This is a genomic window from Pseudomonas sp. JE3303, from assembly GCF_056312565.1.
In genome coordinates this window covers 164,918-188,572 of sequence record NZ_JBWGIF010000015.1, presented here as the reverse complement: position 1 = coordinate 188,572, position 23,655 = coordinate 164,918, and the positions used below count along the sequence as shown (strand labels likewise).

The 23,655-nt window shown below is 62.6% G+C and carries 23 protein-coding genes; 10 read left to right on the top strand and 13 right to left on the bottom strand.

Annotated features, from left to right (window positions below):
* The first annotated feature begins 1 nt into the window (after nucleotide 1).
* Entirely contained in the window at nucleotides 2-748 is a 747-nt protein-coding gene (locus AC0ZZU_RS21275; RefSeq protein ID WP_476343261.1) for a tetratricopeptide repeat protein, read from the top strand.
* A 118-nt stretch (nucleotides 749-866) separates the two neighbouring features.
* Here the strand turns inward: AC0ZZU_RS21275 and AC0ZZU_RS21270 are convergent, their stop codons facing one another.
* The 5 genes from AC0ZZU_RS21270 to AC0ZZU_RS21250 form a co-directional block, all read right to left on the bottom strand.
* Nucleotides 867-2,030: a type III PLP-dependent enzyme gene (locus tag AC0ZZU_RS21270; protein WP_476343260.1), complete on the bottom strand. Its 1,164-nt coding sequence runs from the start codon at nucleotides 2,028-2,030 to the stop codon at nucleotides 867-869.
* Nucleotides 2,031-2,499: 469 nt separating this feature from the next.
* Nucleotides 2,500-3,657 carry an osmoprotectant ABC transporter ATP-binding protein OsmV gene (locus AC0ZZU_RS21265; protein ID WP_476343259.1) on the bottom strand — a complete coding sequence of 386 codons (1,158 nt, stop codon included), beginning with the start codon at nucleotides 3,655-3,657 and terminating at the stop codon, nucleotides 2,500-2,502.
* Nucleotides 3,654-4,307, bottom strand: coding sequence for an ABC transporter permease (locus AC0ZZU_RS21260; protein ID WP_158459654.1), 654 nt, complete (start codon nucleotides 4,305-4,307; stop codon nucleotides 3,654-3,656). Before AC0ZZU_RS21260 ends, AC0ZZU_RS21265 begins: the two co-directional genes overlap by 4 nt.
* Entirely contained in the window at nucleotides 4,304-5,212 is a 909-nt protein-coding gene (locus tag AC0ZZU_RS21255) for a glycine betaine ABC transporter substrate-binding protein (RefSeq protein ID WP_476343258.1), read from the bottom strand. The genes AC0ZZU_RS21260 and AC0ZZU_RS21255 overlap by 4 nt, the downstream gene beginning before the upstream one ends.
* A 14-nt stretch (nucleotides 5,213-5,226) precedes the next feature.
* Complete coding sequence (locus AC0ZZU_RS21250; protein ID WP_476343257.1) at nucleotides 5,227-5,940, bottom strand: ABC transporter permease; 714 nt, start codon at nucleotides 5,938-5,940, stop codon at nucleotides 5,227-5,229.
* Between the two features lie 487 nt (nucleotides 5,941-6,427).
* Between AC0ZZU_RS21250 and AC0ZZU_RS21245 the strand changes: the two genes are divergently transcribed.
* Nucleotides 6,428-8,011, top strand: coding sequence for a peptide chain release factor 3 (locus AC0ZZU_RS21245; RefSeq protein ID WP_158459657.1), 1,584 nt, complete (start codon nucleotides 6,428-6,430; stop codon nucleotides 8,009-8,011).
* A gap of 97 nt (nucleotides 8,012-8,108) precedes the next feature.
* Nucleotides 8,109-8,681, top strand: a complete 573-nt coding sequence (locus AC0ZZU_RS21240) for an acyl carrier protein phosphodiesterase (protein WP_476343256.1) — start codon at nucleotides 8,109-8,111, stop codon at nucleotides 8,679-8,681.
* Between the two features lie 54 nt (nucleotides 8,682-8,735).
* Here AC0ZZU_RS21240 and AC0ZZU_RS21235 read toward each other — a convergent pair whose 3' ends face one another.
* Nucleotides 8,736-9,524: a lysophospholipid acyltransferase family protein gene (locus tag AC0ZZU_RS21235; RefSeq protein WP_476343255.1), complete on the bottom strand. Its 789-nt coding sequence runs from the start codon at nucleotides 9,522-9,524 to the stop codon at nucleotides 8,736-8,738.
* Nucleotides 9,524-10,279 carry an L-ornithine N(alpha)-acyltransferase gene (gene olsB, locus AC0ZZU_RS21230; protein ID WP_476343254.1) on the bottom strand — a complete coding sequence of 252 codons (756 nt, stop codon included), beginning with the start codon at nucleotides 10,277-10,279 and terminating at the stop codon, nucleotides 9,524-9,526. Before olsB ends, AC0ZZU_RS21235 begins: the two co-directional genes overlap by 1 nt.
* A 199-nt stretch (nucleotides 10,280-10,478) precedes the next feature.
* Here olsB and AC0ZZU_RS21225 point away from each other — a divergent pair, with 199 nt between their 5' ends.
* Entirely contained in the window at nucleotides 10,479-11,060 is a 582-nt protein-coding gene (locus AC0ZZU_RS21225; RefSeq protein WP_476343253.1) for a YceI family protein, read from the top strand.
* 1 nt (nucleotide 11,061) lies between these two features.
* Entirely contained in the window at nucleotides 11,062-12,219 is a 1,158-nt protein-coding gene (locus AC0ZZU_RS21220) for a phospholipase D-like domain-containing protein (protein ID WP_476343252.1), read from the top strand.
* 65 nt (nucleotides 12,220-12,284) lie between these two features.
* Here AC0ZZU_RS21220 and AC0ZZU_RS21215 read toward each other — a convergent pair whose 3' ends face one another.
* Complete coding sequence (locus AC0ZZU_RS21215) at nucleotides 12,285-13,808, bottom strand: fumarate hydratase (RefSeq protein WP_476343251.1); 1,524 nt, start codon at nucleotides 13,806-13,808, stop codon at nucleotides 12,285-12,287.
* A gap of 261 nt (nucleotides 13,809-14,069) precedes the next feature.
* On the opposite strand from AC0ZZU_RS21215, the gene AC0ZZU_RS21210 reads away from it, so the two are divergent.
* A complete protein-coding gene (locus AC0ZZU_RS21210; RefSeq protein WP_476343250.1) occupies nucleotides 14,070-14,999 on the top strand; it encodes an iron-sulfur-binding ferredoxin reductase in 930 nt (309 codons plus the stop codon).
* Between the two features lie 54 nt (nucleotides 15,000-15,053).
* Here AC0ZZU_RS21210 and pyk read toward each other — a convergent pair whose 3' ends face one another.
* Complete coding sequence (gene pyk, locus AC0ZZU_RS21205) at nucleotides 15,054-16,505, bottom strand: pyruvate kinase (RefSeq protein WP_476343249.1); 1,452 nt, start codon at nucleotides 16,503-16,505, stop codon at nucleotides 15,054-15,056.
* Nucleotides 16,506-16,686: 181 nt separating this feature from the next.
* On the opposite strand from pyk, the gene AC0ZZU_RS21200 reads away from it, so the two are divergent.
* The 3 genes from AC0ZZU_RS21200 (at nucleotide 16,687) to sbcB (ending at nucleotide 19,025) form a co-directional block, all read left to right on the top strand.
* Nucleotides 16,687-17,073: a tetratricopeptide repeat protein gene (locus AC0ZZU_RS21200; protein WP_476343248.1), complete on the top strand. Its 387-nt coding sequence runs from the start codon at nucleotides 16,687-16,689 to the stop codon at nucleotides 17,071-17,073.
* A gap of 101 nt (nucleotides 17,074-17,174) precedes the next feature.
* On the top strand, nucleotides 17,175-17,534 hold the full coding sequence (locus AC0ZZU_RS21195) for a PilZ domain-containing protein (RefSeq protein WP_476343247.1): 360 nt from the start codon (nucleotides 17,175-17,177) through the stop codon (nucleotides 17,532-17,534).
* A 60-nt stretch (nucleotides 17,535-17,594) separates the two neighbouring features.
* Nucleotides 17,595-19,025 carry an exodeoxyribonuclease I gene (gene sbcB / locus AC0ZZU_RS21190; RefSeq protein WP_476343246.1) on the top strand — a complete coding sequence of 477 codons (1,431 nt, stop codon included), beginning with the start codon at nucleotides 17,595-17,597 and terminating at the stop codon, nucleotides 19,023-19,025.
* Between the two features lie 74 nt (nucleotides 19,026-19,099).
* Here sbcB and mvaT read toward each other — a convergent pair whose 3' ends face one another.
* The gene (gene mvaT / locus AC0ZZU_RS21185; protein ID WP_476343245.1) at nucleotides 19,100-19,477 is read right to left on the bottom strand and encodes a histone-like nucleoid-structuring protein MvaT; all 378 of its coding nucleotides are present in this window, start codon (nucleotides 19,475-19,477) and stop codon (nucleotides 19,100-19,102) included.
* Nucleotides 19,478-19,788: 311 nt separating this feature from the next.
* Here mvaT and purU point away from each other — a divergent pair, with 311 nt between their 5' ends.
* A complete protein-coding gene (gene purU, locus AC0ZZU_RS21180; RefSeq protein WP_476343244.1) occupies nucleotides 19,789-20,640 on the top strand; it encodes a formyltetrahydrofolate deformylase in 852 nt (283 codons plus the stop codon).
* Here purU and AC0ZZU_RS21175 read toward each other — a convergent pair.
* From AC0ZZU_RS21175 to AC0ZZU_RS21165, 3 genes are read right to left on the bottom strand one after another with little or no spacing between them, the layout of a single operon-like run.
* Nucleotides 20,637-21,635: a lysylphosphatidylglycerol synthase transmembrane domain-containing protein gene (locus tag AC0ZZU_RS21175; RefSeq protein WP_476343243.1), complete on the bottom strand. Its 999-nt coding sequence runs from the start codon at nucleotides 21,633-21,635 to the stop codon at nucleotides 20,637-20,639. The two genes, purU and AC0ZZU_RS21175, sit on opposite strands and share 4 nt — an antisense overlap.
* On the bottom strand, nucleotides 21,632-22,402 hold the full coding sequence (locus AC0ZZU_RS21170; RefSeq protein ID WP_476343242.1) for a DUF2334 domain-containing protein: 771 nt from the start codon (nucleotides 22,400-22,402) through the stop codon (nucleotides 21,632-21,634). Before AC0ZZU_RS21170 ends, AC0ZZU_RS21175 begins: the two co-directional genes overlap by 4 nt.
* The gene (locus AC0ZZU_RS21165; RefSeq protein WP_476343241.1) at nucleotides 22,395-23,546 is read right to left on the bottom strand and encodes a glycosyltransferase family 4 protein; all 1,152 of its coding nucleotides are present in this window, start codon (nucleotides 23,544-23,546) and stop codon (nucleotides 22,395-22,397) included. The genes AC0ZZU_RS21170 and AC0ZZU_RS21165 overlap by 8 nt, the downstream gene beginning before the upstream one ends.
* Nucleotides 23,547-23,655: the final 109 nt, after the last annotated feature.

Here is a 23,655-nt window from a genome sequence, read left to right as displayed (position 1 = left end):
CATGAGCTACAACCTGCGACGTGAAGAAAACGTCGACGCCGATCAGCTGCGCAGCATGCTCGAAGACAGCCCGGGGCAAGCTGCCCAAGCCATTCTTGCCGCTGCGCGCGAAGGTATCGTCCAGGCGCAATTGCTGCTTGGCCAGATCCTGCTGGACGGCCACGGCATCGAGCGTGACCCTGTGCTGGCCCGGCAATGGTTCACCATCGCCGCCAAAGGCGGGAGCGCCATGGCGCACAACATGCTCGGACGTTGCCTGGAACATGGCTGGGGCGGCGAGCAGGACCTGGCGCAGGCGGTGACGCATTACCGCACCGCGGCCCAGGCGGGGCTCGACTGGGGACTGTACAACTACGCCAACATGCTTGGCACTGGCAGGGGCGTGGCACAAGACCAGGCGGGTGCTTTCGCGGCCTACCGCCGGGCGGCGCAGGAGGGGCATGCCAAGTCGATGAACCTGCTAGGCCGTTATCTCGAGCTGGGGATCGCCTGTGACGCGGACTTCCCCCGGGCCCGGCGCTGGTACCGGCGTTCGGCGCAGGCGGGAGATTTCCGCGGGCAGTTCAGCCATGCAGCGGTGCTGGCGGAGCAGGGTGAGGTAGGCGAAGCGCTGGGCTGGTTGCAGCGGGCGCTGGAGGCAGGCAATGCGAACTTTCTGCGCAGCAGCATTCCTGAGCTGGAACGGGCGGGAGATGCGAGGGTGCGGGGGATGGCGGAGCGGTATCGGGAGCGGTTGGCGCAGATGTAAAGCCAGGACTGCGCTGCAGTCCATCGCGGGACCAGCCCGCTCCCACAAGGTGGAGTGAGTCCGGATCCTGTGGGAGCGGGCTGGTCCCGCGATGGGCCGCAAGGCGGCCCCGGAATGCTTACAGGTAGTACGCCTTCAACGGCGGGAAGCCATTGAATTCCACCGCGCTGTAGCTGGTGGTGTACGCCCCTGTCGACAACCAGTACATCCGGTCACCGATCGCCAGGTTCAGCGGCAGGCCGTACTTGTACTGCTCATACATGATGTCGGCGCTGTCACAGGTCGGACCTGCGATCACCACTTCTTCCATCTCGCCTTTCTTCTCGGTCCAGATCGGAAACTTGATGGACTCGTCCATGGTTTCGATCAAGCCCGAGAATTTGCCCACGTCAGTGTATACCCAACGCTCGACCGCAGTGCGCGACTTGCGTGCAACCAGCACCACCTCACTGACCAGAATGCCGGCGTTGGCAATCAGCGAGCGACCAGGCTCCAGGATGATTTCCGGCAGATCGTCACCGAAGTCTTCCTTCAGAAAGCGGATGATCTCGTCGGCATAGGTCTCCAGGCTGTTGGTACGGGTAATGTAGTTGGCCGGGAAGCCACCACCCATGTTGATCAGCTTGAGGACGATGCCGTCTTCTTCCTTCAGGCGCTCGAAGATCACCTTGACCTTGGCGATGGCCGCATCCCATACGCTGATGTCGCGCTGCTGGGAACCGACGTGGAAGGAGATGCCGTAAGGCACCAGGCCCAGGTCGCGGGCGAGGATCAGCAGGTCCATGGCCATGTCGGTCTGGCAGCCGAACTTGCGCGACAGCGGCCAGTCGGCGGTGGTGGAGCCTTCGGTGAGGATACGCACGTAGACCTTGGAGCCCGGCGCGGCCTTGGCGATGTTGCGCAGGTCGGCTTCAGAGTCGGTGGCGAACAGGCGCACGCCCTTCTCGAAGAAGTAGCGGATGTCCTTGGACTTCTTGATGGTGTTGCCGTAGCTGATGCGGTCGGCGCTGACACCCTGGTTCATCACCTTGTCCAGCTCGTAGATCGAGGCGATGTCGAAGTTCGAGCCTTTGTCCTTGAGCAGGTCGATGATCTCGACCGCCGGATTGGCCTTGACGGCGTAGTAGACCTTGGCGAACTCGAACCCGGCACGCAGGTCGTCATAGGCCTTGCTGATCATCTGGGTATCGATGACGACGAAAGGGGTTTCCTGCTTGTCGGCGAATGCCTTCATTTTCTGGAAGGTTTCACGCGCGAAATAATCTTCGACCTGGATCGACATGCTCAGGGACTCCATGGGCAAACTGAAAAAATAAGTGGCTGCAGCTGAACGTCCTCCGTATCCCCACTTTGGTTCGCCTACTTCCCCGGATGGATCGTTTCCAGCATGGACGTTCGGCGCGAACTTTAGGACCTGAGGGGATCAAGATCAACAAAAAATATTGCAGCTTTACAGGCATCGGACGCGTGTGGGCAGTGGATGTTCCGCGAGGGCTGCCGGGCGTTAAATATTGTGGAATAGGGCAGGTTTGGCTGGGGATGGCGTGAGGGGGAACGATGGACGAGGTTCGCTGCACGGAAGAGGGAGAACGGGATGTGGACCGTTGGTCATGTAGGAGCCAAAACAGCCTGATAAGGGGCTGCTGTTCATATTTATGGCCACGAAAATATCTCTGGATCCGATGGCCTCTTCGCTGGCTTGCCAGCGAAGAGGCCGGCACCGATAACATACCCTTCGGGTCAGATTCAGATCAGGAGGCCACCGCGTCCGCCGGCGAAACGATGCTCGTCTTGCCTCCTCGCGAACGTCCCGAGCTCAGGTAGGCCGCGATCGATTCCTGCGTTACCTCGCCCAGGAACACCTGCTCGGCATCCAGTACCGGCAGCCACGAGCGGTTGAACTCGTACATCCGCGACAAAAGGATGCGCAAGTGCTCGTCATGCGAGGCGGTGGCGTTGAACTGACGCAGGAAGTCACCACAGGTGCCCTGCTGACGATGCAGGTCACGGCGGCGCACATAGCCCATGGCCTTGTTGCCGGCGTCGGTGACCACCACGTAGCGGCGGTCATGCTCGTCCATCAGCTCGACGGCATCATTGGCCGGGGTCTCCGGGCTCACCGACGGGGCATTGTCCGCGGCATCTTCGGCACGCACCAGCAGCAGGCGCTTGAGGGTGCTGTCCTGGCCGACGAAGTTGCTGACGAATTCGTCCACCGGGTGCGCCAGCAAGGTGTCCGGGTGATCAAGCTGCAGCAGCTTGCCCGCGCGGAAGATGGCGATCTTGTCGCCCAGCTTGATCGCTTCGTCGATGTCATGGCTGACCATGATCACGGTCTTGTTCAACGCGCGCTGCATCTCGAAGAACTCGTTCTGGATCATCTCGCGGTTGATCGGGTCGACCGCGCCGAACGGCTCGTCCATCAGCAGGACGGGCGCATCGGCCGCCAACGCCCGGATCACGCCGATGCGCTGCTGCTGGCCACCGGACAGTTCACGCGGGTAGCGCTGCAGGTATTGCTTGGGTTCGAGCTTGATCACGCTCATCAGCTCGCGAGCACGGTCGTGGCACTTCTGCTTGTCCCAGCCAAGCAGGCGGGGGACCACGGTGATGTTCTCCTCGATGGTCATGTTGGGGAACAGACCGATCTGCTGGATCACGTAGCCGATGCGCCGGCGCAGGGTAACTTCGTCCAGGCCGGTGGTGTCCTCGCCATTGATCAGTACCTTGCCCGAGGTGGGCGTGATCAGGCGGTTGATCATTTTCAGCGTGGTGCTCTTGCCACAGCCCGACGGGCCGAGGAATACGCAGATTTCGCCTTCGTTGACGGTCAGGCTCACCGAGTCGACTGCCTTGACGTCCTTGCCGTTGGCTTTGAAGGTTTTGCTGAGGTTTTGAAGTTCGATCATTTGCGCAGTCCTTCTGGAGTCAGGGTACGTTGCAGCCATTGCAGCAGCAGGTCGGCGATGATCGCCAGCAGGCTGACCAGCACGGCGCCGACCAGCAGCATCGACATGTCGCTACGACTGATGGAGGTAAGGATGAGGACGCCCAGGCCACCGGCGCCGATGGTCGCGGCGATGGTCATGACGCCGATGTTCATGACGACGGCGGTACGCACGCCGGCAAGAATCACCGGCACCGCAATGGGCAGCTCGACCATGCGCAGGCGCTGGCCGAAGGTCATGCCGATGCCGCGTGCCGCTTCACGGATGCCCGGCTCGACATTGGTCAGCGCCAGGTAGGTGTTGCGCAAGATCGGCAGCAGTGAATAAAGAAAGACTGCGGTAATCGCCGGCAGCGGGCCCAGACCCTGGCCGAACTTGGAGTAGAACGGCAGCAGCAGGCCGAACAGGGCGATCGAGGGAATGGTCAGCAGTACCGTGGCACTGGCCTGCAGCGGACCGGCCAGGGACGGGAAGCGGGTCATCAGGATGCCCAGCGGCACACCGAACAGAATCGCCAGGCTTACCGCGATTCCCACCAGAGTAATGTGCTGCCAGGTCAGTTGCAGGACCAGGGCCCAGTCCAGGTGGACAAAGGTGTCGAGCATGCTCATGGCTGTACCTCGCTGATCGGATGCTGGCGCAGGAACTCGGCGGCTACCTTGCTGGGGCTCTGGTGTTCGACGTCGATCCTGGCATTGAGCTGGCGCATGGTTTCATCGTCGAACAGCTCCGCCAGCGGCTTGAGCTGGGCGGCGAGTTGCGGATTGGCGTCCAGCACCTGCTTGCGAACGACCGGCGCGGCGGTGTAGTCGGGGAAGTAGTGTTTGTCGTCCTCGAGCAGCTTGAGGTTGAACGCGTTCAGCCGGCCGTCGGTGGTGTACACCAGGCCGCTGAAGGTCTGGTTGTTGCGCAAGGCCGTGTAGACCAGCCCCGCGTCCATCTGGCGGATGTTCTCGCGGCCCACTTGCAGGCCGTAGGTTTCCTTCAGCCCGACTAGACCATCGGGCCGGTTGGCGAACTCGGTGTCCAGCGCCAGCAGGTGGTTGCGCGCCTTCTCGTCACGTAGCACCTGGTTGAGGTCGGTGATGGTATTGACCTGCGGGTAGGCCTCGGCCACCTTGCGCGGCAAGGCCAGCGCATAGGTGTTGCTGAACCTTGAAGGTGTCAGCCAGATCAGCCCTTTTCGAGCGTCGAGTTCCTTGACCTTGGCGTAGGTCGCAGCGCTGCTGGGCATGCGTTCCTCGATGTGGTTGTAGGCCACCAGCGAAACGCCGGTGTATTCCCACATCAGGTCCAGTTGCCCGGTTTCCTGTGCCTGGCGCGCCAGGCTGCTGCCAAGGCTCCCAGTGACACGGACTTCGTAGCCTTTGGCGTTGAGGTATTGAGCGGTGATTTCGGCAAGCACGGTCTGTTCGGTGAAGCCCCGTGCGCCGATACGGATCAGCGGTTTTTCCGCTGCCTGGGCAAATCCTGCGAACAGCAGGGCCGCGCCCATCAGCAAGGCGATTCTTTTCATGGGTTTTCCCTCTTTTACTGGGCCAGGCCGCGTTCGAGCCAGCGACGGCTGGAGTAATTCACCAAGGCGTCGAGCGACAGGGCCAGCAGTGCCGTGCACGCGGCGCCCAGCATCAGCTGCGGCTGATTGTTCAAGGCGATGCCAGGGAAGATCAGGCTGCCCAGGCTGTTGGCCCCGATCAGGAACGCCAGAGGTGCGGTGCCCACATTCAGCGCCAAGGCCACGCGCACTCCGCCGACGATGATGGGCACGGCATTGGGCAACTCGACCTGCCACAGCGTCTGGCGTGGGGTCATGCCGATGCCGGTAGCGGCTTCCTTGAGCGATGCGGGGACGTTTTTCAGGCCTTCGTAGGTGTTGCGCACGATCGGCAGGAGGGAGGCGAGGAACAGTGCGAAGATCGCGGGGCCTGCGCCGATGCCCAGGAAACTCAGGGCAATGGCCAATACAGCCAGAGGGGGGATGGTATTTCCTACGTTGAAGAACTGCATGAACCGTTCGGCTTTGTCGACCCTGTGCGGTCGACTCAGGGCAATGCCAGCCGGGATGCCCACGGCAAGCGCCGCCGCCATCGAAGCCAGTACCAGTACCAGATGCGCTTGCAGGTAGAACCACAGATCCTCGCGATAGCGCGAGATTGTATCGATGCCGATCCAGTGGACCAGCAGGGCCAGGATGATGAGCACGGCGACCCATCCCAGCAGCCCTTTGCCATAGCGTTCAGCCACGGGCAGACTCCTATTTTCTTGTCGGCGCGCACACTGTCGTGTCGGCTACCTTGGGTGGTGGCCTGCAGTGTGTTCGCGAGTAGCAGCGTGTGGTCCGCACAAGGGATCGCAACACGCCATAAGCCAAGCCTCGTCAGGCTCGTGAAGCTGGTGCAGACAGCCCTGAAACGCGGGACTTGGCCGGCGGTTCAACAGGGGAGTGGACGTCTCCAGGGGCGCAAAGGTTCCCATCTGGGGAGGCGTTTGGCCAGTGTTAATCACCAAGGTGTGCGGAATTACGCACAAAAAATCAGGTGGTTAACAACCCGAGGCCAGTGAATTAGCTGCTTTGCGACCATTTGTCATAAAGTCGAATGTTGTGTGTAATCTTTTTTGATCGCGGACTGTCGGCTGGCGAACCCCGCTCATGGCGAACGCCCTGCTGCGGCGCACCTCAACATCAGGTATGATATCGCCCCTTTTTCAATCCCCAGTCAGGCGATTTCCCATGACCAACCAGGCCGCAGAAGTCGCGAAGCGCCGCACTTTCGCCATCATTTCCCACCCCGACGCCGGTAAGACCACCATCACCGAGAAGCTCCTGCTGATGGGCAAGGCCATTGCCGTCGCCGGTACGGTCAAGTCGCGCAAGTCCGACCGCCACGCCACCTCCGACTGGATGGAAATGGAAAAGCAACGGGGTATCTCCATCACGACATCCGTGATGCAGTTCCCGTACCGCGACCATATGGTCAACCTGCTCGACACGCCGGGCCACGAAGACTTCTCCGAGGATACCTACCGCACCCTGACCGCAGTCGACTCGGCACTGATGGTGCTCGACGGTGGTAAAGGCGTCGAGCCGCGGACCATCGCCCTGATGGACGTGTGCCGCCTGCGCGACACGCCCATCGTCAGCTTCATCAACAAGCTCGACCGCGACATCCGCGACCCGATCGAACTGCTAGACGAGATCGAGGCAGTCCTGAAGATCAAGGCTGCGCCCGTCACCTGGCCGATCGGTTGCTACCGCGACTTCAAGGGTGTCTATCACCTGACCGAAGACTACATCGTGGTCTACACCCCAGGCCACGGCCACGAACGTACCGAGACGCGGATCATCGAGAACCTCGACTCCGATGAGGCGCGCGCGCACCTGGGCGACCAGTACGATTCGTTCGTCGAGCAGCTCGAGCTGGTACAGGGCGCCTGCCACGAGTTCAACCAGGAAGAGTTCATCAACGGCCAGCTGACGCCGGTGTTCTTCGGCACCGCGCTGGGCAACTTCGGTGTCGACCACGTTCTCGACGCCGTGGTGGACTGGGCGCCGCGCCCGCTGGCCCGGGTCGCCAACGAGCGCACCGTCGAGCCGGTGGAAGAGAAGTTCACAGGCTTCGTGTTCAAGATCCAGGCGAACATGGACCCCAAGCACCGTGACCGCATCGCGTTCATGCGCATCTGCTCGGGCAAGTACGAAAAGGGCATGAAGATGCGCCACGTGCGCCTCGGCAAGGACCTGCGCATCGGCGACGCACTCACTTTCTTCTCGTCCGAGCGCGAGCAGCTCGAAGAGGCCTTTGCCGGCGACATCATCGGCCTGCACAACCACGGCACCATCCAGATCGGCGATACCTTCAGTGAAGGCGAGAACCTGGGCTTCACCGGTATTCCCCACTTCGCCCCGGAGCTGTTCCGCCGGGTGCGCCTGAAGGACCCACTGAAGTCCAAGCAGCTGCGCCAAGGTCTGCAGCAACTGGCTGAAGAGGGTGCGACTCAGGTGTTCTTCCCCGAGCGCAGCAACGACATCATCCTCGGCGCAGTGGGCGTGCTGCAGTTCGATGTGGTCGCCAGCCGTCTGAAGGAAGAGTACAAGGTCGAGTGCGGCTACGAGCCGATCACCGTGTGGTCGGCCCGCTGGATTGCCTGCGATGACAAGAAGAAGCTTGAGGAATTCAAGACCAAGGCCATGGAAAACCTGGCCATCGACGGCGGTGGTCACCTGACCTACCTGGCGCCGACCCGGGTGAACCTGGCGCTGATGGAAGAGCGCTGGCCGGATGTGAAATTCCGCGCGACCCGCGAGCATCACTGATTCTCGAGGCTCTCGCCGCTCTTCAGCTGCCGTATCGAGCATGAATCGTCCCGTCGGATTGCGACGATTCATGCCTGCGAAGCGTTAGACTGCCGGCATGAACTACCTCGCACACCTGCATCTCGGCGGCCCTGCGCCGCAACAACTGCTCGGCAGCCTGTATGGCGATTTCGTCAAAGGGCCGCTGGAGGGGCGCTTCGAGCCTGCGCTCGAGGCCGCCATACGCCTGCACCGCTCGATCGACAGCTACACCGATAGCCATCCAAGGGTGCTGGCTGCCCTGGGGCGGTTTCCCCGTGAGCGGCGTCGGTACGCAGGCATTGTCCTCGATGTGTTTTTCGATCATTGCCTGGCGCGGCATTGGGAAGATTATGCGCAGCAGCCGTTGGAGCAATTCACCCGCAGGTTCTATCAGGTGCTGCTGGCAGAGCCCCGGTTGCCCGGACGCCTGGCGGGAATCGCACCGTTCATGGCGGCGGATGACTGGCTCGGGGCGTACGGGAATTTCGATACGCTGGAGCAGGTTTTCAAGGGCATCGCGAGGCGGTTGTCGAAGCCCGAAGGGATGGCCGGTGTGATGGGTGAGCTTGAAAATCTGTATGAGCCGTTGCTGGCTGACTTTCGGGCGTTCTATCCGCAGTTGCAACAGTTTGCCAAGGCTCGCCTCTAGGCGGTTCGGCGTTCCGAGTTGCCGCGACAAAGCCGGCAGGCGCGCCGCGGCTCTTCAAGCTGCCCGTGCCTGACGACGCGGCACTGCCTCCACCTGCGTAACCCCGAACAGCGCGGCCTGTACCCTTTGCTGCGCCTCGAACGCCAGTGCCGTGCGCTCGCGGCCCTTGCTCGGAATAGGTTCCAGCAGATGAATCTCCACCTCGCCGGCTTCTTCGGCATATAGCCGCATCAGGTGCGACACCAGGTCGTCATCGCCAACGAACGGTGCTACCGGGTCAGGCTGCCCATTGCGCAGGTACCTGATCGCCACGGGCTGCAACGGCGCGCCCTGATCGATCGCACCGGCCAGCAACCGGCCGTGAAATGTACGCATGCCGAGCCCATTGGTCGTTGTCCCTTCCGGGAAAATCAGCAGCGGCTTTGCCTGGCGCAGATGCCTGCCAATCTCCTCTCGCAATCGCTGCCCATCGCCGCCCCCGCGACGGATGAACAATGTGCCTGCCTTCAACGCCAGCCACCCGGCCACTGGCCAGTGCCGCACTTCGGCCTTGGACAGAAAGGACAGCGGTGCCAGCATGCCAAGCAGCGGAATATCGGTCCACGACACATGATTGCTTACCCACAGCATCGGCTGCCGGGGCAGCGTGCCGATCACCGTCACGCGAAAGGGCAGGGCAGCGCTCAGACGGTGCATGAACAGTCGGCTCCAGCGCTGGCGCCGCTCATCGGTGGCGCCCAACCCCAGGCGTGCGCCCAGGCTGAAGCAGCACGCCATCCCCAGCCCCAGCAGGATCACCAGGACGATCCGTGACAGACGGGCGATCACTCGCAACCTGCGCATCAGACCGCTGCCTTGAAATGGCGGGCGTAGCGTGGGCAGAGCTCATCGCGCTTGAGCAGGATGAACACGTCGGCGACCTGGAAGTCTTCGTCCCAGCAGGGCTCGCCGCAGATCTTCGCCCCCAGGCGCATGTAGGCCTTGAGCAACGGCGGCATCTCGGCGATGACGTTGCCGGGCAGGGCCAGGGTGGGCAGCGGTTTCCTGGGCTCGGCGCGCAGATGCTCGGTACACAGGTAGCGCTCGCGCAAGCGCTGCATGATGGCATGGGCCTGCACGCCGCCATCCTGCATCGGGATGCTCGCACAGCCCATCAGGTACCGGTAGCCACCCTCGTTGAGGACCTCGGCGAGCTCGCCCCAGAGCACGGCGATGGTGCCCCCGTTGCGGTAGACGGAGTCTACGCATGTACGGCCAAGCTCGAGGATCGGGCCCTGCAGCTGTAGCAGCCCGTGCAGGCTGAATTCTTCTTCGCTGTAAAAGCGTCCGAGGCTGCTCGCAGCCTGGTGATCGAGCAGGCGAGTGGTGGCCACCAATTGGCCGGTGCTCAGGTCGCGAACGCCGATGTGCCGACAATGAATGTCGTAGGCATCCATGTCCAGGCCGTGCTCGGCGCCTTTGAGCCGAGCCTTGAGCTCACTGCCGAACACCTTGAAACGCAGGGCTTGGGCCTCGTGCAGCGCCGCGGCGCCGACCAGGCGTTCGGCTTGCAGACGGCGTGCAGTGCTGTTGTCGCCTGAGCGTGCGATCCGAGTCATTACGTATCTCCCTAAGCCAGCCATCGGGGTACGGCCGGTCGGCCATGTCGCGCAAGGTCAGCCTAGGTAGAGGGGGTGTCACCTCCGTGAATGTTCGGTGATGCTTGCATGACAGGCCCTGGGGTTCACACGAGGGTTGTCGCTTGCTGCCGTGAGGGCGGTTGGGTAATGTTGACAGCCCTGTGTACCGAGATTCCCCATGTTCAAGCTGCCCCGTCTTCTGCTCATCCTGCTGGTCGCCTTCAGCCTGCCAGTCCAGGCCAACTGGCACCTGGATGGCGAGTCGTCACGCCTGTCCTTCGTTACCAGCAAGAACGGCGATACCGCCGAGGTCCATCGGTTTCTCGTGTTGCATGGCAAGGTTGACCGCAAGGGCGCCGCGCAGCTGAGGATCGAGATGGACTCGGTCAACAGCGGCATCCCGCTGCGAGACGAGCACATGCGCAAGGATCTGTTCGAGTTCGCCCGTTTCCCGGAGGCCTCGGTGCAGGCCCAGCTCGACCTGCGGCCGATCACTGACCTGGCCAACGGTGCGCAGCTCGAATTGCGGCTGCCGCTGACCGTTACCTTGCATGGCAAGAAGCACAGCTACAACGCCTTGCTGCTGGCCACGCGCCTGGACGAGCGGCGCTTCCAGGTAGTGACACTCGAACCGCTGATGCTGCGGGCGGAAGATTTCGACCTGATGCCTGGACTTGCGGCTCTGCGCAAGGTGTCCGGCGTCGCTTCCATCAGCCCATCGGTGCCGGTAAGCGCGGTACTGATCTTCAACGCCCGCTGACATGGCCGGTCCGGTATTCCCCTGGCGTGACGGCAACCAGTTCGAACTGCTGATCGACGGCCCCGCGTTTTTCCCGCGGATGCTGCTTGAAATCGTTCGCGCCGAATTCCAGGTCGATCTTGAACTCTATCTGGTCGAGGCGGGGGGCTGTGCCGAGGCCGTGGTCCAGGCCCTGGAGCAGGCCGCTTCGCGTGGTGTGCAAGTACGCTGCCTGTTCGACGACTATGGCGCCGCCGCCTTCACCACTGTCTTGCGTCAACGGCTCACGGCAGCGGGCGTGCAACTGCGTTGGTACAACCGGCTCAACTGGCGCCGCGGCGTGCGCAACCTCTACCGGGATCATCGCAAGTTGTTGCTGGTTGACCAGCGCTGGGGGGTAGTCGGTGGCACGGGAGTCACGGATGAGTTCTGGAAGCCAGGCGATGAGGCAAGCGAGTGGCACGAGGTGATGGTCGAGATGCAGGGGCCGATCGTCATCGACTGGCAACTGTTGTTCGACCGCCAATGGCACGCCAACAACCGGCGCACCGCCTGGCGTCCGCCTCAGGGCTTCGGTTTGCAACGCTTGCCCCGTGCGCCCAGCCAGGGCTCGGGGATGGGCCGGGTGGCCTACGCCGATGCCCGTCAGCACCGGGACATTCTGCGCTCGCTGGTGCGCTCGCTCAACAGCGGCAGCCAGCGCATCTGGCTGGCGACCCCGTACTTTCTGCCGACCTGGAGCGTGCGCCGCTCGCTGCGCCGCGCTGCTGCCCGAGGGGTAGATGTGCGCCTGCTGCTGACCGGCCCCCGCACCGATCACCCCTCGGTGCGCTATGCCGGCCACCGTTACTACCCGCGCCTGCTGCGAGCGGGGGTCAAAATCTTCGAATACCAGCCGTGCTTTCTCCACCTGAAGATGGTGTTGGTCGATGACTGGGTGAGCATCGGCTCCTGCAACTTCGATCACTGGAACCTGCGCTTCAATCTCGAGGCCAACCTCGAAGCGCTCGACCCGCCCCTGACAGCTGCGGTGGCGGCCAGCTTCGAGCGTGATTTCGCCCAGAGCCTGGAAGTCGACCTGGACCACTGGCACGCCCGACCGCTGTGGCGGCGGTTCAAGCAGCGGGTATGGGGTGTGCTGGACAGAATGGTGGTGCTGCTGCTGGATCGGCGCAATTGAAGGCCTGAAGGCAGATGCAAGAACGCCCGGCATGTGCCGGGCGTTCTGTTCACGCTTTGCAGCGCTTACTTGACTTCCACCGCCAGGCTTTCGGCGATCTTGTTCTGCCACAGCGCGGGACCGGTGATGTGCACCGATTCACCCTTGCTGTCGACGGCCACGGTGACAGGCATGTCCTTGACCTCGAACTCGTAGATCGCTTCCATGCCAAGCTCCGCGAAGGCCAGCACCTCGGACTTGCGGATCGCCTGGGCCACCAGGTAGGCGGCGCCGCCGACGGCCATCAGGTACACAGCCTTGTTGTCCTTGATCGCGTCGATGGCGGTAGGGCCACGCTCGGACTTGCCGATCATGCCCAGCAGGCCTGTCTGCTCAAGGATCTGGCGAGTGAACTTGTCCATGCGCGTGGCCGTGGTCGGGCCCGCCGGGCCTACGACTTCGTCACCGACCGGGTCGACCGGGCCGACGTAGTAGATGAAGCGGCCCTTGAGGTCGACCGGCAGCTCTTCACCACGGTTGAGCATCTCGACCATGCGCTTGTGCGCGGCATCGCGGCCGGTGAGCATCTTGCCGTTGAGCAGGACGGTTTCGCCCGGCTTCCAGCTCTGCACCTCTTCAGGCGTCAAGGTGTCGAGGTTTACCCGGCGGGCCGATGGGCCGGCTTCCCAGACGATCTCGGGGTAAGCATCGAGCGACGGCGCTTCGAGCTCGGCAGGGCCACTGCCGTCGAGCACGAAGTGAGCGTGGCGGGTGGCCGCGCAGTTGGGGATCATGCATACCGGCAACGAAGCGGCATGGGTCGGGTAGTCCATGATCTTGACGTCGAGCACCGTGGTCAGGCCGCCCAGGCCCTGGGCGCCGATGCCCAGCTGGTTGACCTTGTCGAACAGCTCCAGGCGCATTTCCTCGATACGGTTCTGCGGGCCACGGGCCTTGAGTTCATGGATGTCGATCGACTCCATGAGGACCTCCTTGGCCATGACCGCGGCCTTCTCGGCGGTGCCGCCGATGCCGATGCCGAGCATGCCAGGCGGGCACCAGCCAGCGCCCATGGTCGGAACAGTCTTGAGCACCCAGTCGACGATCGAGTCGGACGGGTTGAGCATGACCATCTTCGACTTGTTCTCCGAACCGCCGCCTTTCGCCGCAACGTCCACTTCCACGGTGTTGCCCGGGACGATGGAGTAGTGGATGACTGCCGGGGTGTTGTCCTTGGTGTTCTTGCGGGCCCCGGCCGGGTCGGCCAGGATCGAGGCGCGCAGGACGTTCTCGGGCAGATTGTAGGCGCGGCGCACGCCCTCGTTGATCATGTCGTCCAGGCCCATGGTGGCACCGTCCCAACGCACGTCCATGCCCACGCGCACGAACACGGTGACGATGCCGGTGTCCTGACAGATCGGCCGGTGGCCAGTGGCGCACATGCGCGAGTTGATCAGGATCTGGGCGATGGAATCACGCGCAGCAGGCGACTCTTCACGCAGGTAGGCCTCGTGCATCGCCTGGATGAAATCAACGGGGTGGTAGTACGAGATGAATTGCAGGGCGTCGGCGACGCTCTGAATCAGGTCGTCTTGCTTGATCACGGTCATGCAGCGCGCTCCTCTTTAAGACGGGAACATTCGTAAAGGCTTTTCGACGCAGCCGATCAGCGTGTCGAATCGCCTTGCAAGGGACGACGGCAGCCAGGGCCGGCGCAAAAAAGGCGCGGCAGTATAGCGCGCATCCGTGGCGGGTACACCTGCGAGTGGTCTGGACAAAGATCTGAGCAGGCGCTCATTTTTTTGACCAGATGCTGTCCTGGCCTGGGCTTTGGTCCTACAGTGGCGGTCAATCACAGTGGAGCGACACCGATGCCCGAACTTTGCGTGGGCGGGCGCCGCTGGACGGTGCCGGCCGGCAGCAACCTGCTTGATGCCCTGAATGCCGCAGGGTGCGACGTACCTTACAGTTGTCGTGCCGGCAGTTGCCATGCCTGCCTGGTGCACTGCCTGGAAGGACAACCGCAGGACGCGTTTCCCGATGCGCTGGATGCGCAACAACGCGCGCAGGGCTGGCGCCTGGCGTGCCAGTGCAGGGTCGAGGGCGACCTGCGGATAGCCGTGTTCGACCCGAAGACCGACGGTTTGCCCGCCCGGGTCATCGGGCTGGACTGGCTGGACGGGCCGGTGCTGCGCCTGCGCCTGCATCCGCAGCGCCCTATGCGCTATCAGGCTGGGCAGCATCTGGTGCTGTGGAATGCGGCAGGGGTCGCGCGGCCTTACTCGCTGGCCAGCTTGCCCGGGGAGGATGAGTTCCTGGAGTTTCACCTGGATTGCCGGCGAGCGGGTGCGTTCTGCGAAGGCGCGCGGGCGCTGCGTCCGGGCGATGAAATGCGTCTGGGGGAATTGCGGGGCGGATCATTGCACTATGACCCTGACTGGCAGGAGCGGCCGTTATGGCTGCTGGCCGCGGGTACGGGACTGGCGCCGTTATGGGGCATCTTGCGGGAGGCTTTGCGGCAGGGACATGCGGGGGAGATCCGGGTGGTGCATGTAGCGCAGGGGCATTATCTGGAGGAGGCACTGAAGGCGTTGGCCGCGGATCATGCGAACCTGAAGGTGGAGCTGGTGGGCCCAGAGCGGCTGGACGAAGCGCTTGCGGCGTTGCGCGTAGTATCACGCCAGACAGTGGCGCTGCTGTGCGGGGCGCCGGGGAACGTGGAGCGGTTTGCGCGTCGGCTGTTCATTGCAGGGCTGCCGCGGGGGCAGGTGTTCGCGGATGTGTTTACCGAGCATGTGTAGTGATTGACGGGCCTCATCGCGGGCTTGCCCGCGATGAGGCCCGTCTGATTGACATCAGACCAGCGGGTCACCCACGTGCAGGATCTTCATCCCGTTGGTGCCACCGATGGTGTGATAGCTGTCACCCTTGGTCAGGATGACCCAGTCACCTTGCTCGACCAGGCCGCGCTGCAGCAGTTCGTCGACGGCCGCCTGGCTGACCTTGTCAGCCGGCAGGGCGGCCGGATCGAAGGCGATCGGGTACACGCCGCGGAACATCGAGGCACGGGCCTGGGTGGCGCGGTGCGGCGAGAGCGCGTAGATCGGCACGTGCGAACGCAGGCGCGACATGATCAACGGGGTGTAGCCACTCTCGGTAAGGGCAATGATCGCCTTGACGCCGGGGAAGTGGTTGGCCGTGTACATCGCCGCCAGGGCAATGCTCTCGTCGCAGCGCTCGAACGTGGTGTACAGGCGGTGGCTGGACTTCTGGTTGGTAGGGTGCTTTTCGGCACCCTGGCAGATGCGTGCCATGGCCTGGACGGCTTCGATCGGGTAGCTGCCGGCGGCGCTTTCGGCCGAGAGCATGACGGCGTCGGTGTTGTCGAGCACGGCGTTGGCCACGTCGGACACTTCGGCACGGGTCGGCATCGGGTTCTGGATCATCGACTCCATCATCTGGGTCGCCACGATCACTGCCTTGTTGTTGCGGCGTGCGTGCTGGATGATCTTCTTCTGGATACCGATCAGCTCGGCGTCACCGATTTCCACGCCCAGGTCGCCACGGGCAACCATCACCGCATCACTGGCGGCGATCAGGCCGTCGAGGGTTTCGTCGTCGGCCACGGCTTCGGCGCGTTCGATCTTCGCGACCAGCCAGGCGGTACCGCCGGACTCGTCGCGCAGGCGACGGGCGTATTGCATGTCGCTGGCGTCACGCGGGAAGGAGACGGCCAGGTAGTCCAGGTCCATTTCCGCGGCCAGCTTGATGTCGGCCTTGTCTTTCTCGGTCAGGGCCGGGGCAGTCAGGCCGCCGCCCTTGCGGTTGATGCCTTTGTGGTCCGACAGCGGACCGCCGATCAGCACCACGCAGTGCAGGGAGTCGGCAGTGGCGGTTTCGACGCGCATGACCACGCGGCCGTCGTCGAGCAGCAGTTCGTCGCCGACGCCGCAGTCCTTGACCAGGTCGGGGTAGTCGATGCCGACGATTTCCTGGGTGCCTTCAGTCAGCGGATGGGCCGTGGAGAAGGTGAAGTGGTCACCGACCTTGAGTTCGATGCGCTTGTTGCTGAACTTGGCGATGCGGATCTTCGGACCCTGCAGGTCGCCCAGCAGCGCGACGTGCCGGCCGTTCTTGGCGGCGATATCGCGGATCAGGCGGGCGCGAGCCTTGTGCTCGTCCGGCGTGCCGTGGGAAAAGTTCAGGCGGGCGACGTCCAGCCCTGCGAGGATCAGCTGTTCGATCACTTCCGGCGAGTTGCTGGCCGGGCCCAGGGTAGCGACAATTTTTGTACGGCGGATGGTCATGCACAGACTCCTATAGTGAAGCGCAGCGAAAGGCTACTCCTGTATCGCGCTGTAGTCATTGTTCCGTTGCACTACCTCGGGGCAAGGCAACGTGGCGTTTGACCTGCGCCCTCATGCTCGCAAAAGCGTGTGAAGATTTGCCGTGCCAGGCCGATACAGTGTCAAGTAGAGGAGATTGCCCATGCGAGCCCTGATCATCCTGGCCCTGGCGGCCAGCGTCACCGGTTGTACCCGCTGGTCCATGGACCACCATCTGAACAACGCCTACCGCGCCTATGATCGCGGCGATTGCGCGCGCGTGATGCTTGAGTTGTCGCAGGTCGACCGCGCCAGCCGCGCGCGGCCGTTCGTCCATCCGGAAGTTTCGTTGCTGCGTGGCCAGTGCCTGGAGCGGCAGAAGCTGTACGTGGATGCCGTGCAGACCTACCAATACCTGATCGAGCGCTACCCGGGAAACGAGTATGCCTACCGCGCGGGCGCGCGCCTGCAGACACTCGAGCGGCTTGGGCATTATCACGCCGCGCAACCCTCCTTTGCACACCCGGCAATATCCACCCCTTTGCGTTAATACAAATGTGCGCTGCACAGTCCGCGCCCAGTTTGTCGCACTGAACTAGACTGTAAAGATTCTGGATCACCTTGATCACATAAAGGCAGCGACCGAGCATCATGCAAAACGAGCGGCATATAGAACGCCACCAGCTTCCGTTCTACCTCAGGGTGTTCAACCGGGTGACGGACCAGTCGATCGGCTATCTGGGCAATGTGTCAGCCGACGGCTTGATGCTGATCAGCCTGTTGCCCGTGCTGGTCGGCCCCGTCTATGAACTCCAGCTCAAGGTGCCCCTGCCAGTGGGCGGTTTCCAGTTCATCAACCTGACCGCCAGCTGCCTGTGGTGCCGTGAAGACCAGACGCCTGGGCACTACGACTCTGGCTTCACGCTCCTCCAGCCACCGGTCGAGTACGAAGACTTCGTGCGTACCTTGCGTGACTACTTCAGCTTCCGCCCCCTGAACGCTTCCGCCTGAGGCTGGCTCCGAGGGGCAAGCCGCCCTAGACTCTGGTCGACCTTGTTGAAGGAAGACCCCGTGAGCTCCAGCATCTTCTGGCACGACTACGAAACTACCGGCATCAACCCGCGCTGTGACCGGCCCCTGCAGGTTGCAGGAGTGCGAACCGACGCCGATCTCAATGAAATCGAAGCGCCGGTCAGCTTCTACTGCCGACCCAGCGACGATATCCTGCCGCACCCCGCGGCCTGCCTGGTCACGGGCATCACCCCAGAGCAGCTGGAAAGCCAGGGCATGGGTGAAGCCGAGTTCATGACCCGTGTACATGCAGAGCTTTCGCGCCCTGGCACCTGTGGCGCGGGCTACAACACCCTGCGTTTCGACGATGAAGTCACTCGCTACAGCCTGTACCGAAACTTCTTCGACCCCTACGCCCGCGAGTGGCAGGGCGGCAATAGCCGCTGGGACCTGATCGATGTGGTGCGCACCGCCTACGCCCTGCGGCCGGAAGGCATCCAATGGCCACAGCAGGATGGCCGCACCAGCCTGCGCCTGGAATTGCTGAGCAAGGCCAATGGCATCGATCACGGCCATGCTCACGAAGCGCTGTCCGACGTACGGGCCACCATTGCCCTGGCGCGGCTGATCCGCGAGCGGCAACCCCGATTGTATGAGTGGCTGTTCCAGCTCCGCAGCAAGCACAAGGTGATGGAGCAGATCCGTCTGTTGCAGCCCTTGGTGCATATTTCAGGACGCTTCTCGGCCGCTCGCCATTACTTGGGTGTGGTATTGCCGCTGGGTTGGCATCCGCGCAATCGCAATGCTCTGATTGTTTGTGATTTGCATCAGGAAACTCTGCCTTTATTGCAGGAAAGTCCCGACAATTTGCGTCAGCGTTTATACACGCGGCGCGATGAACTGGCGCCAGGGCAGTTTCCGGTGCCCTTGAAGTTGGTGCATATCAATCGTTGCCCGGTACTGGCACCGCTGACGGTATTACGTGAGCAGGATCAACAGCGATTGGGCCTGGATATGCCGCTTTACCAATCACGCGGCGAACAGTTGGCGAGCCTGCATGACATCTGGAAAGACAAGCTCGATCACATCTACAGTGGCGATGAATTCGCGCCCTGCGACGATCCTGAGCAGCAGTTATATGACGGTTTTCTCGGCGAGCGGGACCGACGTCTATGCGAGCAAGTGCGTAAGCTGGATCCTGCGCAATTGGGCCGGGGCCAATGGATGTTCGATGACCAGCGCTTGCCTGAATTATTGTTTCGCTATCGCGCGCGAAACTTCCCCGAGACGCTGGAAGCCCATGAGCAGCAACGCTGGATGGCGTTCTGCATTCAACGCCTGAGCGATCCACAGATGGGCGCGCCGAATACCATTGGCGACTTCGAGAACGCCTGGCAGGTCAGCTGGGGCGGGGCCAGCGAGTCCCAGCGGCAGGTGCTGGAGTCATGGCGGCAGCATGTGCAGCGACTGAAAGCGCAACTGCAGATGTGAACTTGATAACCAAAAAACGCCAGCAAGCTGGCGTTTTTTTCATGTCGACGGAAGGATATCGACAGGCGAGGCAATCAGCCCAGCAGGGTGGCCCAGCTTTCAACTTCTTCACCACCCCATTTCGCTTTCCACTCTTTCAGGGTCTTGTGATTGCCACCTTTGGTTTCGATCACTTCACCGTTGTGCGGGTTCTTGTACTGCTTGACCTTGCGGGCGCGCTTGGTGCCGGTGGTCTTGTAAGCGCCACGCGGTGCCTTGTTCAGGCGGGCATCCGGGTCGAGCAGGGCAATGATGTCGCGCAGGGACTTGGAGTGTTTACCCATCAGGTTGCGCAGTTCGCCTTCGAATTCCAGCTCTTTCTTCAGCTTGTCGTCTTGCGACAGGTTCTGCAGGCGGGCTTGAAGTTCCTTGATGGCTTCTTCGGTGGCGCGATATTCATTGATCAGGGACATAATGCGATCCTTGGTACTTGTAGAGTCAGGGAGACAGTGGGGTAATAATAGTCAGCCAATACTCTCAAGTAAACAATTAAAAAATCAATTAAGCGCATATCTGCGGGATTACGACACATTTTCAGGTTAAAAAAAATTTACATAACTACACATTTAGATACTCCAACTTCACGGGCCAAGGCTCTGTACCCTGGCGCTCGCCGAGCGAGACGGGCGATTCCCGATGTGGGGCCATCACTGTAATGATTACTGCAGATTTCCTTGCCAGTCGCTAGAATGAGCGCCTTTGCGAAGTTCTGGAGTCCTATTTCATGCGCACCTACCGACTGGTGATTGCGTGCCCCGACCGCGTAGGCATCGTGGCCAAAGTCAGTAATTTCCTGGCGTCCTATAACGGCTGGATCAACGAGGCGAGTCATCATTCCGATGAGCAAAGCGGTTGGTTCTTCATGCGCCACGAGATTCGCGCGCAGAGCCTGCCATTCGATATCGAGGCCTTCCGCGAGGCCTTCGCGCCGATCGCCGACGAGTTTTCGATGACCTGGCAGATCACCGACTCCGCGCAGAAAAAGCGCGTGGTACTGATGGCAAGCCGCGAATCCCACTGCCTGGCCGACCTGCTGCACCGCTGGCACACCAAGGAGCTCGATTGCGATATTCCTTGCGTGATCTCCAACCATGACGACCTGCGCAGCATGGTCGAGTGGCACGGCATTCCGTTCTTCCATGTGCCGGTCGATGCGCAGGACAAGCAGCCGGCGTTTGCCGAGGTGTCGCGCCTGGTCAAGGCCCATGGCGCCGATGTGGTGGTTCTGGCCCGCTACATGCAGATCCTGCCGCCGCAGCTCTGCCGTGAGTACGCCCAGCAGGTGATCAACATCCATCATAGCTTCCTGCCATCGTTCGTCGGTGCCAAGCCCTATCACCAGGCGTCGCTGCGCGGTGTGAAGCTGATCGGAGCGACCTGCCACTACGTTACTGAAGAGCTGGATGCCGGTCCGATCATCGAACAGGACGTGGTGCGTGTCAGCCACAGCGATAGCATCGAAGACATGGTTCGCTTCGGGCGTGACGTAGAGAAAATGGTGCTCGCCCGCGGCCTGCGCTATCACCTCGAGGACCGCGTGCTGGTCCATGGCAACAAGACCGTGGTGTTCGACTAGGAGCGCCCGGCTGCCTGCCGCCAGCGCTCCAGCAAGGGACGCCCGAGCAGGCAGACGAATACCGGTCCCCCGGCGAGCAGATAGAAGTAGTAGGTGACTGCTCGCCAGATCAGGATGGCCGCGGCAGCGGTCGAGCTGCCCACCAGCGGTGACAGCAAGGTCGCCGAAGTCAATTCGGCCGCCCCTGCTCCGCCTGGCAGCAGGCTGAACTGTCCGGCGCTCAATGAGAGCATCTGCACCAGGAAGCTGGGTATCCATTGCAGGTCGGTGCCCAGTCCCCGCAGCACCAGGTAAAGCACGCTGAAGCGCAGACCCCAGTGCACGCATGTCAGGGCGAATACCAGCGCCAGCGTGCGCTTGGGCAGACGCCAGGTTTTCGCCAGCGCCTGGAAAAAATGCAGCAGCTTGCGCGTCCAGCGCTGCCTGCGCTCGAGCGAGACTCCCAGGCGACGCAGCATGCGGCCATTGAAACGCAGCATGCCTCGCCGATAACGCAACAGGCCGATGATCGCACCCAAGCCCGCACACAGCAGCAAGGCACTGCTCAGCAGCATGGCTTCCTGGCTGCGGCCGAGGCTGTGGAAAACGGCATAGGCCGCGATGCCGAGCATTGCGCAAAAAAAGAACACCAGGTCATTGAGCTGGTCCATGGCGAACACGGCGCCGCTGTGCGCCGGACCGATCCGTTCACGCGCCAGCAGCGCCATCAAGGCCAGCGGACCGCCACTGCCACCTGGCGTCGTGCAGATGGCGAACTCCGTGGCCATGATCACGCCCAGGCTCCGGAACCGGCCCAGCTGTTCGCCCTGCTGGCCAAGCAGCAGCCGCAGGCGCATGGCATTGATGATCCAGCACAGCAAGATCATGCCCAGCAGCGTCAGCATCAATTCGGGGGCAAAGGCACGCAGGCGGGGCAGCAGCTCGCTGCCACCGAGCAGGGCCGGCACCAGCACCGCGAACAGCAGCGCCAGGCCGAGCCATGCCAGCCGGTTCACGACGCGAGCCTGCTGTCCAGCCAGGCGGACTTGGTCAGGGGCACCCGGCCTTCGGCCAGCAGCTCCTGCAGCGTATGGAGCCAGTAGTCGCGCGACTTCGCATGGCGCATGTCCACCGGGTGCAAGCCCAGGCGCAGGGTAGGCGCCTGCTGCTGACGGCGGCGCTGCCAGTCGCTGATCACCCGAGACACGCTGCGGCGCCAGGCGCTGCCTGCGCTCCAGACCAGGCCGGGAGCATCGATCGGGGTGAAGTCGGGTAAGCGATACAGATGCTGGGGCGTACTGGTGTAACGCAGCGGCAGGCCGCGCAGGGCCTGTCGCGTACCCTCGCTCATCAACCACGCCGGGGCCACGAAACCTGCCAGCGGCCAGCCCTGGCGTTCGAACAGTGCGATGCCGGCGTGCAGGCGCTCGAGCGCCTGCGATTCGCTGAGCCCGTAGAACTCGCCTTCATGGGTGTAGATCCGCCGCATGAAGTAATCGCTGGGGGTCCGAGGCGGCGGGCCGTCGTCGCTGTGATAGAAGCCGTGTAGCGCCAGTTCATCGCCCTGCGACAAACGCCACTCGAGCAATCGGCAGAAGCTGGGCGAGTGACTGAGAGCGTTGCGCCGATGAAAGTCGGGCACCACCAACCACGTCATCGGAACCTGCCCCAGTGTATCGACAGCTTCGACGAACGGTTGATAGTCCGGCCAGGTTTCGGGTGCGACATCGTGCAGCACCAGCATCACGCTGCGTGCCGGAGCCTGGGCGATGGCCTCATGCATGGGCAAGGGCCTGCGGCTGATGCCCCAGCACGGCCTGATAGTGGCCGAGCAGGCCAGTCACCACGCTGTCCCACGAGTAATGCTGCTCCACATGGCGGCGGGCCTGGGCACCGAGCTTGCGCACCCCTGACTCGAAGGTCTCGCGCACTGCAGTGGCCATTGCGCGGCCATCATTTGGCTTGCACAGGCGGCCACATTGCTCGTTGACGATTTCGGTGAACGCTCCGGCGGCAACCGCCACGACGGGCGTAGCGCTGGCCATGGCCTCGAGGATGACCAGGCCGAAGGTTTCCTGGTCGCCGGCATGTACCAGCAAGTCGGCGCTGGCAAACAGCCGCGCGACTTCGGCGCCCGGGCTGAAGTGGTTGATCACGCTGACGTTGTCCGGCACCGAGGTGGGCATGTTCGAGCCCACCAGCAACAAGTGATAGTGCGAGCCAAGATGCTTCATGCACTCAAGCAGTACCGGCAGGTTCTTTTCCCGTGAGCCGCGGCCGCCAAAAACCAGCAGCCGCGTGGTGTCCGGGATGCCGAGCTGCGCGCGCAGCCGCGGGTCGCGGCGCTCTGGGCTGAAGGTCGAGAGATCAACGCCCAGGCGCTGTACGTGGACATTGCCTACGCCAAGGCGGCGCAGCTTGTCCGCCATCACCTGGCTGGGCGCCAGCACCCGGTCGAAGTTGCCGTACAGCTTGCTGACATAGGCCTCGACATTGGGCGTGAACCAGTTCCCCATGCGGTTGCTCACCAGCAGTGGCAGGTCGGAGTGGTAGAAGCCGATCACCGGCACATCCAGCTGTCGGCGCGCATCCAGTGCGGCCCAGGCGGTGAGGTAGGGATCGCCAACCTCGATCAGGTCAGGCTGCAGGCTGCGCAACGTGTTGCACCAGGGCGCCAGCCGAAGCGGGAACCGATAGCCTTTGCCGAAGGGCAGGGCAGGCGCGGGCACCTGGTAGACGCCGTTTTCATGGCTGGCGCTGGCGCCGGGGATCAGCAGGCTGTGGCGAACACCAGGCATGGCGCCGAGGCGGCGGTGTTTGGCATCAAGATAGGTACGTACGCCCCCACTTGCGGGGGCGTAGAACATGGTGATGTCAGCAATGTGCACGATCAGCGTCCCTCCGAGATCGTCTTTCTGGACTGTCATCGGACGGTAATGTGCCGACGATGACACGCCTAGAGATGGACCTACTGGAAGGATAGTTTGTTCGATCGGCGTCGCCTCCTACCGCCTCATGCACACACCCATGCAGCGC

Excerpts from the sequence above, each read along its gene's own strand:
- AC0ZZU_RS21275 (WP_476343261.1), top strand. The coding sequence starts at position 2 with ATGAGCTACAACCTGCGACGTGAAGAAAACGTCGACGCCGATCAGCTG.
- AC0ZZU_RS21260 (WP_158459654.1), bottom strand. The coding sequence starts at position 4,307 with ATGAGCATGCTCGACACCTTTGTCCACCTGGACTGGGCCCTGGTCCTG.
- AC0ZZU_RS21220 (WP_476343252.1), top strand. The coding sequence starts at position 11,062 with ATGGCCGGTCCGGTATTCCCCTGGCGTGACGGCAACCAGTTCGAACTG.
- AC0ZZU_RS21270 (WP_476343260.1), bottom strand. The coding sequence starts at position 2,030 with ATGTCGATCCAGGTCGAAGATTATTTCGCGCGTGAAACCTTCCAGAAA.
- AC0ZZU_RS21265 (WP_476343259.1), bottom strand. The coding sequence starts at position 3,657 with ATGATCGAACTTCAAAACCTCAGCAAAACCTTCAAAGCCAACGGCAAG.
- AC0ZZU_RS21170 (WP_476343242.1), bottom strand. The coding sequence starts at position 22,402 with ATGCATGAGGCCATCGCCCAGGCTCCGGCACGCAGCGTGATGCTGGTG.
- AC0ZZU_RS21165 (WP_476343241.1), bottom strand. The coding sequence starts at position 23,546 with ATGACAGTCCAGAAAGACGATCTCGGAGGGACGCTGATCGTGCACATT.
- AC0ZZU_RS21200 (WP_476343248.1), top strand. The coding sequence starts at position 16,687 with ATGCGAGCCCTGATCATCCTGGCCCTGGCGGCCAGCGTCACCGGTTGT.
- AC0ZZU_RS21215 (WP_476343251.1), bottom strand. The coding sequence starts at position 13,808 with ATGACCGTGATCAAGCAAGACGACCTGATTCAGAGCGTCGCCGACGCC.
- AC0ZZU_RS21255 (WP_476343258.1), bottom strand. The coding sequence starts at position 5,212 with ATGAAAAGAATCGCCTTGCTGATGGGCGCGGCCCTGCTGTTCGCAGGA.
- purU (WP_476343244.1), top strand. The coding sequence starts at position 19,789 with ATGCGCACCTACCGACTGGTGATTGCGTGCCCCGACCGCGTAGGCATC.
- pyk (WP_476343249.1), bottom strand. The coding sequence starts at position 16,505 with ATGACCATCCGCCGTACAAAAATTGTCGCTACCCTGGGCCCGGCCAGC.
- AC0ZZU_RS21235 (WP_476343255.1), bottom strand. The coding sequence starts at position 9,524 with ATGCGCAGGTTGCGAGTGATCGCCCGTCTGTCACGGATCGTCCTGGTG.
- AC0ZZU_RS21210 (WP_476343250.1), top strand. The coding sequence starts at position 14,070 with ATGCCCGAACTTTGCGTGGGCGGGCGCCGCTGGACGGTGCCGGCCGGC.
- AC0ZZU_RS21240 (WP_476343256.1), top strand. The coding sequence starts at position 8,109 with ATGAACTACCTCGCACACCTGCATCTCGGCGGCCCTGCGCCGCAACAA.
- AC0ZZU_RS21225 (WP_476343253.1), top strand. The coding sequence starts at position 10,479 with ATGTTCAAGCTGCCCCGTCTTCTGCTCATCCTGCTGGTCGCCTTCAGC.
- olsB (WP_476343254.1), bottom strand. The coding sequence starts at position 10,279 with ATGACTCGGATCGCACGCTCAGGCGACAACAGCACTGCACGCCGTCTG.
- mvaT (WP_476343245.1), bottom strand. The coding sequence starts at position 19,477 with ATGTCCCTGATCAATGAATATCGCGCCACCGAAGAAGCCATCAAGGAA.
- AC0ZZU_RS21195 (WP_476343247.1), top strand. The coding sequence starts at position 17,175 with ATGCAAAACGAGCGGCATATAGAACGCCACCAGCTTCCGTTCTACCTC.
- AC0ZZU_RS21245 (WP_158459657.1), top strand. The coding sequence starts at position 6,428 with ATGACCAACCAGGCCGCAGAAGTCGCGAAGCGCCGCACTTTCGCCATC.